Origin of the sequence: Martinezella tropici, assembly GCF_008370325.1 — a bacterium.
GTDB classification, from domain to species: Bacteria; Pseudomonadota; Alphaproteobacteria; order Rhizobiales; family Rhizobiaceae; genus Rhizobium; species Rhizobium tropici_B.
This window is the reverse complement of record NZ_VNIP01000006.1, coordinates 225,414-237,392: the sequence shown is the minus strand read 5'-3', so window position 1 is coordinate 237,392 and position 11,979 is coordinate 225,414. Positions and strand designations below refer to the sequence as shown.

General features: G+C 60.0%; 13 protein-coding genes. 10 read left to right on the top strand and 3 right to left on the bottom strand.

Annotation, left to right across the window (positions count from 1 at the left end; translation table 11 throughout):
- Positions 1-202: 202 nt before the first annotated feature.
- Positions 203-1,012, bottom strand: a complete 810-nt coding sequence (locus FP026_RS09530; protein ID WP_149634385.1) for an SDR family NAD(P)-dependent oxidoreductase — start codon at positions 1,010-1,012, stop codon at positions 203-205.
- A 47-nt stretch (positions 1,013-1,059) separates the two neighbouring features.
- Between FP026_RS09530 and FP026_RS09525 the strand changes: the two genes are divergently transcribed.
- Both FP026_RS09525 and FP026_RS09520 read left to right on the top strand, forming a co-directional pair.
- Entirely contained in the window at positions 1,060-1,440 is a 381-nt protein-coding gene (locus tag FP026_RS09525) for a winged helix-turn-helix transcriptional regulator (protein WP_149634384.1), read from the top strand.
- 133 nt (positions 1,441-1,573) lie between these two features.
- On the top strand, positions 1,574-2,491 hold the full coding sequence (locus tag FP026_RS09520) for a PhzF family phenazine biosynthesis protein (protein WP_149634383.1): 918 nt from the start codon (positions 1,574-1,576) through the stop codon (positions 2,489-2,491).
- Positions 2,492-2,537: 46 nt separating this feature from the next.
- Here the strand turns inward: FP026_RS09520 and FP026_RS30180 are convergent, their stop codons facing one another.
- Entirely contained in the window at positions 2,538-2,699 is a 162-nt protein-coding gene (locus FP026_RS30180; protein WP_188112545.1) for a hypothetical protein, read from the bottom strand.
- A 226-nt stretch (positions 2,700-2,925) separates the two neighbouring features.
- On the opposite strand from FP026_RS30180, the gene FP026_RS09515 reads away from it, so the two are divergent.
- The 4 genes from FP026_RS09515 to FP026_RS09500 all read left to right on the top strand — a co-directional run bounded on the left by FP026_RS09515 (position 2,926) and on the right by FP026_RS09500 (position 7,547).
- Positions 2,926-4,200 carry an MFS transporter gene (locus FP026_RS09515; protein WP_149634382.1) on the top strand — a complete coding sequence of 425 codons (1,275 nt, stop codon included), beginning with the start codon at positions 2,926-2,928 and terminating at the stop codon, positions 4,198-4,200.
- A gap of 28 nt (positions 4,201-4,228) precedes the next feature.
- Positions 4,229-4,420, top strand: a complete 192-nt coding sequence (locus FP026_RS09510; RefSeq protein WP_149634381.1) for a DUF1192 domain-containing protein — start codon at positions 4,229-4,231, stop codon at positions 4,418-4,420.
- Positions 4,421-4,814: 394 nt separating this feature from the next.
- On the top strand, positions 4,815-5,330 hold the full coding sequence (locus FP026_RS09505; RefSeq protein WP_149634380.1) for a DUF1465 family protein: 516 nt from the start codon (positions 4,815-4,817) through the stop codon (positions 5,328-5,330).
- Positions 5,331-5,609: 279 nt separating this feature from the next.
- Positions 5,610-7,547 (top strand): elongation factor G, encoded by a 1,938-nt coding sequence (locus tag FP026_RS09500; protein ID WP_149634379.1) that lies wholly within the window; start codon positions 5,610-5,612, stop codon positions 7,545-7,547.
- A gap of 76 nt (positions 7,548-7,623) precedes the next feature.
- Here FP026_RS09500 and rpmE read toward each other — a convergent pair whose 3' ends face one another.
- Complete coding sequence (gene rpmE, locus FP026_RS09495) at positions 7,624-7,845, bottom strand: 50S ribosomal protein L31 (RefSeq protein ID WP_015341030.1); 222 nt, start codon at positions 7,843-7,845, stop codon at positions 7,624-7,626.
- A 174-nt stretch (positions 7,846-8,019) separates the two neighbouring features.
- On the opposite strand from rpmE, the gene FP026_RS09490 reads away from it, so the two are divergent.
- The 4 genes from FP026_RS09490 to FP026_RS09475 all read left to right on the top strand — a co-directional run bounded on the left by FP026_RS09490 (position 8,020) and on the right by FP026_RS09475 (position 11,979).
- Positions 8,020-9,840: an ABC transporter transmembrane domain-containing protein gene (locus tag FP026_RS09490; RefSeq protein WP_432444113.1), complete on the top strand. Its 1,821-nt coding sequence runs from the start codon at positions 8,020-8,022 to the stop codon at positions 9,838-9,840.
- Positions 9,841-9,949: 109 nt separating this feature from the next.
- Complete coding sequence (locus FP026_RS09485; protein WP_007701263.1) at positions 9,950-10,138, top strand: YegP family protein; 189 nt, start codon at positions 9,950-9,952, stop codon at positions 10,136-10,138.
- 249 nt (positions 10,139-10,387) lie between these two features.
- Positions 10,388-10,726: a YciI family protein gene (locus tag FP026_RS09480; protein ID WP_149634377.1), complete on the top strand. Its 339-nt coding sequence runs from the start codon at positions 10,388-10,390 to the stop codon at positions 10,724-10,726.
- Positions 10,727-10,731: 5 nt separating this feature from the next.
- A complete protein-coding gene (locus FP026_RS09475; protein WP_149634376.1) occupies positions 10,732-11,979 on the top strand; it encodes an RNA polymerase sigma factor in 1,248 nt (415 codons plus the stop codon).

Sequence of the window (11,979 nt, the reverse complement as noted above, 5' to 3'; positions counted from 1 at the left end):
AGCTCTTCTCCTGAAGAGGTCGCCAAGTCTTTGTTTTACGCAATTCCGGACGGAAAACCGCCACGGACTTTTCTTGGAGTTGCGCTAGCGTTGAATGAACAAAGCCCCGACCGCGATGCGGTCAAGGCTTTTACTTTTGGGTCGTGACATACGCCTGAAAGCATTCTTGCGGCTTAGTGCGGTCATCGCCACCCAACTCTTCCTAGACGGTCGGCAACATTCCGCCATCGAGCCTCAGATTGACGCCGGTTATATACCCGGCTCGCGGACTGACGAGGAAGGAAACAGCATCGGCGATCTCTTCCACGGTTCCCACGCGACCGACGGGGACTTGGGCGAACATAGGTAGCACGGTTTGCTCGATCGTTTCCCACGGAGCGTCTTTCGCAAGCCTCTGCTCCAAGGCCACCTCACGAAACCGGGCGTCCAACCTGGCGCTATGTATCGTGCCGGGCGATACCGTATTGACTGTGAGCCCGTCCGCCGCGACCGCTTTCGCCATGGAGACCGTCATCGCGTTCATGGCCGCCTTGCAAGCGGCGTAATCCGGTCTGGAGGCTGGCGGCATCAAGCCGGTCAGGCTGGAAATATTGACGACCCGTCCCCACTTGGCCTGCCGCATTCTCGGCAGCAGCAGGGTCGTTACTCTCACGGCGGCGACAACATTGCGATCGTAGGCGGACGCCCATGAAGCGGGGCGACTATTCGTCCAGTCCTCCGTATCGCCTGAGCCGCCGGCATTGTTGATCACGATGTCTATCGGACCGGCGAGCGCTTGCGCCTCGGCGACGAGCCGCCGCACGTCGTCATCAATGGTGAGGTCTCCCACAACGGCATAGGCGCGTCCTCCTTCAATGATGACGTCTTCGGCAACCCGTTCCGTCTGCGCCCTGTCGCGGCCGTGGACGACGACGACCGCCTTCTCACGAGCGAGCCCCTTGGCGATCGCTTCTCCTATGCCCTTGCTGCTCCCGGTGATGAGCGCTGTCTTCCCGTCCAGTTTCAAATCCATTGCGCGGTACCCATCTTGAAGTTGATACCTCACAAGAGAACAGAACGATGATCGAAACAATTACGCACTTTAAAGTGCCTGTAGAACACGAAGAGCGGTCGGTATGCCTGGGTCCGGACGGGTCAGTCGCGCATGTCACCAGGATGCTTCGAATGATCAGCGGTCGCTGGAAGCTTCCGATTCTGTTCCACCTCTTCGCGGAGCCATCTATGAGAACTTCTCAATTGAAACGGGATATGCCGGGCATTTCGCAGAAAATGCTCACGCAACATTTGCGGGAGCTTGAGAATGACCGTCTTGTTGAGAGGCGAGACTTTGGCGAGCAGCCACCCCGCGTGGAGTATCAGCTTACCGACGCCGGACGAGGGCTTATACCTGTCCTAATGGTCGCAAGGGAATTTTCAATACGCCATGTCGCTGAAAGGTAGTTGCCCGCCTACGTTCGGATCTTACTCGAATTATGTGAATGACCTGAACTTGTCACCGGCACAAGTTCGCGCTTTCATGCCCGCTTCAGCAGCGGCTAAATCCTTGCAGATCTACCAAAGCTTGGGGGCCGCCATGAACACCGTCGCCTATGTCACCGTCGACGTCTTCACATCGGAGCGCTTTGTCGGCAATCCGCTAGCCGTCATCCCCGATGCCCGTGGTCTCGGCAGCGACGCCATGCAGAAGATCGCAGCCGAGTTTTGCTATTCGGAAACGACCTTCGTGCTGCCGCCTGACAATCCCGACCATACCGCCCGCGTCCGCATCTTCACGCCGACAGCCGAAATCCCCTTTGCCGGCCATCCGAATGTGGGCACTGCTTTCGTTCTCGGGCAACGGCGGGAGATCTTCGGAAAGCCCACAGGCGACAGGCTGACCTTCGAGGAGGATGCCGGCCTGGTGGAGGTGACGTTGCTGCGCACCGCTGGCGCCGTCACAAGCGCAAGCATACGTGCGCCGGCGAGCCTGACGATCGGCGAAGCGATTGCCGACGAATTGATTGCGCGTTGCGTCCAGATCGACCCCCAATCGATCCGCAAAACCACGCATGCCCCGACCTTCGCCTCCGTTGGCCTGCCTTTTGCCTTTGCAGAGCTGGACAGCCTCGGGGCGCTTGGAAAGGCAAGGCCGAACGCGGCCGTTTTTGCCGAAGCGGCCGCGCGGCACAAAGAGGACAAGACCGGCTTTTCGCTCTTTCTCTACGTGCGTTCCGCCGAAAACCCGTGGCATATCCGCGCCCGCATGTTTGCGCCGCTCGACAATGTGACGGAAGACCCCGCGACCGGCAGCGCCTCCGCAGCCCTTGGCGCCTACCTCACCTCGCTGCTGCCGGCACGGGATGCGGACGTGAAAATCGCCATCGAGCAGGGCGTGGAGATGGGAAGACGCAGCCTCATCGGCGTCGAGGTCAAGAAAACTGCCGGCACGGTAAATGAAGTCTTGCTGTCGGGCAGCAGCATCCATGTCATGCGCGGCGAAATTCGGATTTAAGCAGCCTCAAGCGAGCCTCCGAAAGCCTGAATTCAGGCGCAGCGCCCTAAAAAGCCTCGTTGATGACCAAGGCCACTGTCCAGATTGCAAAGGCGAAGATCGCGATCTTCCAGAAATCAGTCCTGCGCTTCAATCCCGGCAACCCCAGGGGCTTGATGATATGCACCGCCATGGCGAGCAGAAGCAGCAACGCTATGGCTTTTGTCACGCTCTTTTTCCCCGTTTTCGCAAGAGTGAGAGCCGCCGCGACCAAAAACCGCTGCATAGCTTTCGCGTTCATGCTGTAATCGCCACAGGACGGACATCTTTCCGCGCCAACAGACTGTTTCTACAGGCCGATAGCGGCAATCCGGGACACAATCAATACTGAAAACAGGCAGGGCGGGATCCTGTCTTATCGGTTCCTTAAGCGGAGCCGCATGAAGGTGGGGAGCATGAAAAGAAATATTTTGCCCGTACTCGCTCTGCTGTTCGGAACGCTGTTCCTCTTTACGGGAAACGGCCTGCATAGCCTGCTGCTGCCCGTGCGCGGCACGGCCGAAGGTTACGCGACCACGACGCTCGGCCTCCTCGGCACGACCTGGGCCACCGGCTTCGTGCTCGGCTGCCTGACCGCGCCGAAGCTGGTCAGGCGCATCGGCCATGTTCGCGCCTTTTCCGGCTTCATCTCCGTCATCGCCATCATCGCACTGTTGACCGGCATCGTCGTCGACCCGATCTGGTGGGTGGCGCTGCGCGCCATCACCGGCTTCTGCACCGCCGGCACCTCGATGATCATCGAAAGCTGGCTCAACGAGCGTGCCACCAATGAGAGCCGCGGCGCGATCTTCTCGCTCTATATCGGCATTACCCTCATCGGCGCCGTTGCCGGCCAGATGATGGTGCCTTTTGCCGACATCCACACGCCCATCCTCTTCATGATGTGCGGCATCTGCTATTGCGTCGCCATGCTGCCTACCACGCTGTCGACCGCCGCTTCCCCGCAGCCGCTCAAGGCAGTCAGCCTCGACCTCAAGGCGCTCTACCGCAATTCGCCCGTCGCCTCGATCGGCATCCTGCTCGTCGGCATCGCCAACGGCGCCTATGGTACGCTCGGCGCCGTCTTCGGCGCCAATGCCGGCCTTTCCCAAAGCGATATCGCGCTGATGATGAGCTTGACCATCTTTGCGGGCGCCGTCATGCAGCTGCCGGCAGGTCGTCTTTCCGATCGCATCGACCGACGCTACGTGCTGGCGGGCATGGCCGCCGTTGCCGCGCTCGACGGCCTGCTGCTCTTCCTGGTGCAGCCCGGCAATCCCGCCTTCCTCATCGGAATGGTGGTGATCTATGGCGCCGTGGCCAACACCCTCTATCCGATCGCCGTTGCCCATGCCAACGACTTCGCCGCGCCGGAAGATTTCGTCAAGGTTTCCGGCGGCCTGCTGCTGCTCTATGGCATCGGCACCATCATCGGCCCGACGCTCGGCGGGCCGGTCATGTCTTCCATCGGCCCCTATTCGCTATTCTTCGTGACGGCCATCGCTCACGTGTTGATCACGGCCTATTCGATCTTCCGCAGCCGCATGCGTGCCGCCAAGCCGGCGGGCGATCGCGACGCCTATACGACCATGCCTTCAGCCAATGCGCAGATGATCACGCCCGAGAGCATGGCACTCGCGCGGAGCGAGACTTCAAAAAAGGACGATATAACTGTAAATTACGGCACCTGATCCCCCAAAAGGGAAAGGAGGAGCCGAAATGAGCTTATTCGATGATGATCGTCCGCAGCAGCCATCAGCCCACGAAATCGGCAGCGATCTGTCGCTGCTGTCGGTGGACGAGCTGAAAAACCGCATAGCATTGCTTCAGGGCGAGATCGCCCGGCTGCAAGAGGAAATCGAAACCAAGGCATCCGGACGCAAGGCGGCGGAGAGCCTCTTCCGTTTCTGAAGCGCTTGTTCCAGGCACCTGGCGGCAGCTCAAAATCTGCGCGCCGGAGACCGGGATCAAGGCATGCTCAACCGAATATTAAGCTTTACGACATATTACTATGATCATCCAGATTCGCTCTGGACTCAGACAGTTCCTCCACTTGACGAATTGGTCTGATTTTTCTCCCTGTTTTACCTTGAGAGCCGCTTTTGCGGCTCTTCTTTTTTCATCCTGTAACACCGCCTCCATCGAAACTGTGGAGATTAACCCTTTCTTAAGAATCGCCTTGCGGATTTCAGTTAAAACCAGCATCCTAAAGTCATAAAAGCGGATGCCGAAAGCTCTTAAAGCTCTTAGGGACTTGACCGGCTTTTCCTGAACAAAAGTGTTGCGTGAAGCAGGGATTTATTCGATGTCGGAACTTGGGTTGAACACGATCAGCTTTGCTGGCCATGCCGCATCGTCGGCGCAGTTCAGAGCACTATATTCTGAAGGCATGTCGCTGGTCGAGGAAACCGCCGGCTATCTCGACGGCCAGGGCCGCGCCGCCTCCAAGGTTCTGCCGCGCATGGCTTCCGTGCTCTATGCCGCCGAATCCATGCGGCTGACGACCCGCCTCATGCAGATGGCATCCTGGCTGCTGCTGCAGCGCGCCGTCAACAATGGTGAAATGTCGCGCGACCAGGTGCTGGCCGAGAAGAACAAGGTCCGTCTCGACGGCTTCAACGTCGATCGCAGCGCTCCGGGCTGGAACGATCTGCCGGAAGCTTTCCGCGATCTGGTCGAGCGCTCGCTGCGCCTGCAAAACCGCGTCGCTCTGCTCGACCGTGAGATTTATCGCCCGACCGAGCCTGCGATGGTTCCCGATAACCAGAACAGCGTCAAGGCACAGCTGACCCTGCTGCAGACGGCCTTCGGCGGCAACTGAGCTATTCGAACTTCGGCTATGAATTTGAACCGGTCGCGCCTGGCGCTGCCGGTTTCGTTTTAGCCGCTATCCCACACTCGGAAAAGCCACACGCAAAAGTTAAGCCCAGAGTAGAAACCGGGCAAAGGTTGACGGTTTCCGCGAAACATTTGTAAAAGGAGTGCCAGTCTTTCTCAAACCGAAAGGCTGGTAAGCCGATATCGATGTGCGTGGAGGACCCAATGCGCCGACTCACTTCTCACGAAAATCAAATCCGAAATTCTGAGAAGATGAGGGACCATGCGCACATTGAATCTGGGCATTCTCGCCCATGTAGACGCAGGCAAGACTAGCCTTACGGAACGACTCCTTTTCGACACCGGCGTTATCGACAGGCTCGGCAGCGTCGATGCCGGCAATACGCAGACCGACAGTCTCGACCTCGAAAGACAACGCGGCATCACCATCGCCGCGGCCGTGGTTTCCTTTACCATCGGCAATGTGACGGTGAACCTCATCGACACGCCAGGCCATCCGGACTTCATCGCCGAGATCGAACGGATCCTGCAATTGCTCGATGCAGCCGTGGTCGTCGTTTCGGCGGTCGAGGGCGTACAGCCGCAGACCCGCGTGCTCGTCCGCGCATTGCGACGCCTCGGCATCCCCTTCGTGTTCTTTATCAACAAGGTCGACCGCCTCGGCACGCGTTACGATGACGTTCTCAAGGATATTGCGACCCAGCTGGCGGTTCACCCGGTTGCGATGTCAGATGTCCGCGATGCCGGCGGCAGGCTCGCCGTCGTGGAAGCCGCAGATATTGCAAGCGATCCGCATTTCTCGCGCCTATGCGAGGTGCTTGCTGCCAACGACGAAGCCATGCTGGCCGATTACGTGCTTCATCCGGAGCGCCTGACGAGACAAAGGCTGGAGCGCGCCCTTGTCGATCAGGTGGCAAAATCTTTGATTCATCCGGCATTCGCCGGTGCGGCAACACGGGGCCTTGGCATCCCCGCCCTGATCTCGGCAATCGAGACCTTGCTACCAAGCCGGCGCCCGAATCCTGATGATCCGGTTTCCGGGACAATCTTCAAGATCGAACGCGGATGGGGCGGGGAGAAGCTCGCCTACCTCTATCTGGCGTCAGGCACGATCGGGATTCGCGACGATCTCGAACTTCCGAGCGGCCCGGCAAAGATCAGCAGCCTTCAGCTTTTCCGCGATGGCCGAGCAGACAAGATCACTCAGGTCCACGCGAGGCAGATCGCCAAGGTCGGCGGCTTCACGAATGCCCGCATCGGCGATTGGGTGGGCACCGAGACGTCACTTGGCAGCCTTCGCCACTTTGCGCCGCCCACTTTGGAAACCCGTATCCGCCCGATGCGGCCCTCCGAAAATGCAGCACTCTGGCTGGCCCTTTGCCAGCTCGCGGAGCAGGATCCGCTCATCAACCTGCGCTCCAACGAGGAAACCGGCGACATATACGTCTCGCTCTATGGCGAGGTGCAGAAAGAGGTCATCCAGGCAATGCTCTCGAGCGAGTTCGGCCTGGATATCGCCTTCGAGGAAAGCACTGTCATCTATGTCGAGAGGCCGGTCGGAACGGGGAGCGCGGTTGAGCATATATTCAAGGAGCCCAATCCGTTTCTCGCAACGGTCGGATTGCGCGTCGAACCGCGGCCGGAAGGCGTCGGCAACAGCTTTGCCCTGGAAGTGGACGTCGGCCAGATGCCCGCAAGCTTCTATCGAGCCGTCGAGGAAGCCTGTTTCGAAACGCTGAAGGAAGGACTTTTCGGATGGCAAGTCATCGATTGCCACGTCGCCATGACATCGGCGCGCCAAAGCTCGCCGGCCACGACGGCGGTGGATTTCCGCAGGCTGACGCCGCTGGTGCTGGCATCGGCGCTTTCGTCCGCGCGCACCATTCTATGCGAGCCCATCGAGCATTTTCACATCGAGATACCCGCAACGGCGCTCACCGGCGTGCATGGCCTGCTGGCAAAATCCGGCGCATCGATGAAGAAATCGCTGATCGACGGTGGGCTGGCGCGATTGGAAGGCATCGTGGCATCATCCATGATCCAGAACATTCAGAGGCAGTTGCCAGGATTGTCAGGCGGAGCGGGCGCCATGGATCACGCCTTTGACCATTATGCGCCGCTATCGGGTTCGCAGCGCCTGCGGGAGCCCGCCGGTGCAAACCCGTTCGATCGCGCCGATTATCTGCGGCGCTTGCGATGAGGCGCCGGGGCCATGTGCCGAACGCAAAAAAGCCCGGCAAAACCGGGCTCTTTTCAAACGGCAAATCGCAGAGCGATTAGATGCCGAGACCGCCGAAGCGCTTGTTGAACTTCGAAACGCGGCCGGCACGGTCCATCAGCTGCTGGTTGCCGCCCGTCCAAGCCGGATGGGACTTGGAGTCGATTTCGAGGTTCATGACAGCGCCTTCAGAACCCCAGGTCGAGCGGGTTTCATATTCGGTGCCGTCGGTCATGACTACCTTGATCGTGTGGTAGTCGGGATGAATGTTGGCCTTCATAACAATCTTCCTGTCATGCCAGGGTCCATTTGTCGCAAGGCATTGCGGCAACCGAACCGATTGAATAAATGAAGCCGCAGTCCGTTAAAGGCCACGGCTTCCAATTAAGATGGCGTGCCTATACATGAAGGCAGCGGCGATAACAAGGGGCGAAACGTCGAGTCCCTTGCTGATATGGGGATTGGAGACGACTTGTCAGAAACTGGCCAGGCAGAGGAAAAGAAAACCCGTTCGATCCGTCCCCTTGGACGACTGGCGCCATATCTTAGGCGATATCGCGGCATGGTGGCTGGAGCGCTTGTCTCGCTCGTCCTTGCAGCCGTCACCTCGCTCGCTCTGCCGGTCGCCGTGCGCCGCATGATCGACCACGGCTTCGATGAGGCCGACCGCGGCCTGATCGACAGCTATTTCGTTGCGATCATGGGCATGGCACTGGTACTCGCTGCGGCGAGCGCGCTGCGCTACTATTTCGTCATCTCCATCGGCGAGCGCATCGTCTCCGACATGCGCCGCGAGGTCTTCGACCACGTCACGCGACTGTCGCCCTCCTTCTTCGACGTCAATCAGTCGGGCGAGATCGTCTCGCGGCTGACGGCCGACACGACCCAGATCAAGTCCGCGGTCGGCGCCACCGCCTCCGTGGCGCTACGCAACCTCATACTCTGTCTTGGCGCCGTGATCATGATGATCGTCACCAGCCCGAAGCTTTCCAGCATTGTCCTGATCGCCATCCCGATCATCGTGCTGCCGCTGGTCAGTTTCGGCCGTTCCGTGCGCAAGCGCTCGCGTGCCGCGCAGGATACTCTGGCGCAGGCATCCGCCTATGCCAACGAGACCATCGCGGCCAACCGCACCATACAGGCCTATAATGGCGAGATCGCCGCCTCGCGGCGCTACGGCAACGCGGTCGAGGATGCCTATCAGGCGGCGCGCGCGGCGATCAAATCCCGCTCGCTGCTGACGGGTTTTGCCATTGCCATGGTTTTCGGCAGCATCGTCGCCGTTCTCTGGGTCGGTGCGCAGAATGTGCTCGCCGGCACCATGTCGGCCGGCACGCTCGGCCAGTTCCTGCTTTATTCCGTCATTGCCGGTTCCTCGCTCGGTTCGCTGTCGGAAGTCTGGGGCGAGCTGTCCCAGGCCGCGGGTGCGGCCGACCGTCTGGGCGAGCTGCTCGCCGAGGTATCGCCGATTGCCGCTCCAGCCAATCCTCTGCCCTTGCCGCAGCCGCCGCAAGGCCGCGTGGAATTCTCCGATGTCCACTTCTCCTATCCGTCACGTCCCGGCAGATCGGCGCTGCATGGGCTCTCCTTCTCGGTGAAGCCGGGCGAGACGGTTGCGATCGTCGGGGCGTCCGGAGCCGGCAAGAGCACCATCTTCTCGTTGCTGCTGCGTTTCTATGATCCGCAAAAGGGTCGCGTCGCCATAGATGGCGTCGACGCTCGCGATGTCCTGCCGGACGCCTTGCGCGAGCGCGTCGCCATCGTGCCGCAAGATACGACAATCTTCGCCGCCTCCATCCATGACAACATCGCCTTCGGCCGCCCGGATGCCTCTCGCGAGGAAGTGCACGCCGCCGCCATCGCCGCACAGGCGGACGAGTTCGTCTCGCGTCTGGAACAGGGATACGACACGCAAGTCGGCGAGCGCGGCGTAACGCTCTCCGGTGGCCAGCGCCAGCGCATCGCCATTGCGCGCGCCATCCTGAAGAATGCGCCGATCCTGCTACTCGACGAAGCAACCTCCGCCCTCGATGCGGAAAGCGAAACCCTGGTGCAGAAGGCCTTGGAAGGCCTCATGGAAACACGCACCACCCTCGTCATTGCCCATCGCCTGGCGACAGTGCTGAAGGCCGACCGCATTCTGGTGCTGGATCAGGGGCGTATCGTCGAGGAAGGCACGCATCAGAGCCTGATCCGCCACGGCGGCATCTACGCGAAGCTTGCACGCCTGCAGTTCGATGCCGGCATAGAGCAACACATGCTTGTCGCGAAATAGTGTGTGCAGCGTTCCGTTGCCGCAAATACAACCATATGGAAATAACTTTGAAGTTGAGCTAGATTTTCCGCGTTATCCCGCGCTGATGCGATTCTAGGAGACGTGAACCATGTATAAATTTGAAGTCTACAAGGACAAGGCCGGCGAGTTTCGCTTCCGCTTCAAAGCCTCGAATGGTGAAACCATGTTCGGTTCCGAAGGCTACAAGGCGAAGGCTTCGGCTCTGCATGCCATCGAATCGATCAAGGCTCATGTCGGCGCCGCCGTCATCGACGACCAGACCACCGCAACGGCCTAAGACTTCTCGTCAAGCATTCGCTGCAAAGCCATTTCCGGCCGGCTGCCCTTGGGCATGCCGGCCGTTTTGATTTTTCGGCCGCGAATTTCAAAAAATCTTTCCGCGAGTGTCGAATTCACCCGGGCTCACGGTTCATTATGTCGAAGCGGCAGGAAGCCGTTTTGCCAGCGGTGTTGTATAGTCCGGCATTCAGCTTTGCAGGGTACACCGTCCGGCTATCGTCAAAACTGCAAATGGGAGACCTATCTCATGCAATATGCTTTGATCATCCGTGAATCAGCCGAGGATTTTGGGCGTCGCGCCGATCCGACCTATAAGAACGGTTGGATCGCCTACACGCAGGCGCTTATCCAGGCCGGCATCATGACTGGGGGCGCTGGATTGACCGCGCCGGAAACGGCAACGGTCGTCCGTCGCCAGGGCGAGGACCACGAGGTAAAGGACGGTCCCTTCCCTGACGGCAAGGAGCAGCTTGGCGGCTTCTATCTGATCGACGTGCCGGATCTCGATGCTGCGCTGGAATGGGCCTTGCGTATACCGATCTCCCAGCAAGGCTCGGTCGAGATACGGCCGCGATTGCAAATGTAGCCATCATGGCATTGGATGCCCGACGCGCTGCCGAGCAAGCGGCGCGTCAATCCTACGGCAAGCTGATCGCTTTTCTCGCCGCGCGCTTCCGCGACGTGCCGGCGGCCGAGGATGCTTTGTCCGATGCGATCGCGGCAGCGCTGAGTACCTGGCCGGAACGCGGCATCCCCGATAATCCGGAAGCCTGGCTGTTGATTGCAGCCAAGCGCAACCTCCTTCGGCGGGTCAGGCACGAGAACGTCAGGGCCGGAGCGCGCGACAGGATCATGATGGCCTTCGAAGAAGCGGAGGAACGCATGAACGCCGACAATTCCACCTTTCCGGATGAGCGCTTGAAGCTCCTCTTCGTCTGCGCCCATCCGGCTCTGGATCGCTCGGCCCACACCCCGCTGATGCTGCAATCCGTACTGGCCGTCGATGCCGCAACCATAGCCAAGGCCTTCCTCGTTTCGCCGCAAGCCATGAGCCAGCGGCTCGTGCGGGCAAAAATCAAGATCCGCGACGCACATATTCCTTTTATCGTTCCGGAGCGGTCCGTGTTACCGGACCGATTGGAAAGCGTACTCTCGGCGATATATGCCGCCTATGGCCTCGGCTGGGACGGGGTCGACGGAGAGATCGGCAAGCAAAGATCCCTCGCGGATGAGGCCATCTGGCTCGGCCGCACTCTGCTTGCGACCCTACCCCAGGAGCCGGAGGCGGCGGGCTTGTTGTCGCTGATGCTCTACAGTCAATCCCGTCGTGAAGCGCGGCGCGACGCGAATGGACGATATGTCCCTCTCGACCAACAGGACATGTCCCTTTGGGATGCCGAAATGATCGTGGAAGCCGACAATCTGTTGCGAAAGGCTGGTGCATTCGGGCGCTTCGGTCCGTTCCAGTGCCAGGCTGCAATCCAGTCCGTGCATGCCGACCGGCGACGCTCCGGTGGGACCGACTGGACCGCACTGGCCAAGCTCTATGAAGCACTTGTGATCATGAAGCCGACGGCCGGCGCGCGCGTCAGCCACGCGGCGGTGGCGGGCAAGGTAGAAGGTCCTGCTGCGGGGTTGGCTCTCCTTGACCGGATGGCCGGGCGCGAAATCGTCAACTATCAGCCTTATTGGGCCGTGCTCGCTCATCTGCTGACCGAGACCGGCGATATGGAAAACGCCTCCCACGCATATCGTACCGCGATCGGCCTCAGTGACAGCGAAGCCGTGCGGCAATTCCTGCAGGCACGCCTCGATAGTATCGCATCGCCGGAGCGATGA

Coding starts and splice junctions, on each gene's coding strand:
- FP026_RS09510 (WP_149634381.1), top strand. CDS start 4,229: ATGAGCTTATTCGATGATGATCGTCCGCAGCAGCCATCAGCCCACGAA.
- FP026_RS09485 (WP_007701263.1), top strand. CDS start 9,950: ATGTATAAATTTGAAGTCTACAAGGACAAGGCCGGCGAGTTTCGCTTC.
- FP026_RS09515 (WP_149634382.1), top strand. CDS start 2,926: ATGAAAAGAAATATTTTGCCCGTACTCGCTCTGCTGTTCGGAACGCTG.
- FP026_RS09520 (WP_149634383.1), top strand. CDS start 1,574: ATGAACACCGTCGCCTATGTCACCGTCGACGTCTTCACATCGGAGCGC.
- FP026_RS09505 (WP_149634380.1), top strand. CDS start 4,815: ATGTCGGAACTTGGGTTGAACACGATCAGCTTTGCTGGCCATGCCGCA.
- FP026_RS09490 (WP_432444113.1), top strand. CDS start 8,020: ATGGGGATTGGAGACGACTTGTCAGAAACTGGCCAGGCAGAGGAAAAG.
- FP026_RS09525 (WP_149634384.1), top strand. CDS start 1,060: ATGATCGAAACAATTACGCACTTTAAAGTGCCTGTAGAACACGAAGAG.
- FP026_RS09475 (WP_149634376.1), top strand. CDS start 10,732: ATGGCATTGGATGCCCGACGCGCTGCCGAGCAAGCGGCGCGTCAATCC.
- FP026_RS09480 (WP_149634377.1), top strand. CDS start 10,388: ATGCAATATGCTTTGATCATCCGTGAATCAGCCGAGGATTTTGGGCGT.
- rpmE (WP_015341030.1), bottom strand. CDS start 7,845: ATGAAGGCCAACATTCATCCCGACTACCACACGATCAAGGTAGTCATG.
- FP026_RS09530 (WP_149634385.1), bottom strand. CDS start 1,012: ATGGATTTGAAACTGGACGGGAAGACAGCGCTCATCACCGGGAGCAGC.
- FP026_RS09500 (WP_149634379.1), top strand. CDS start 5,610: ATGCGCACATTGAATCTGGGCATTCTCGCCCATGTAGACGCAGGCAAG.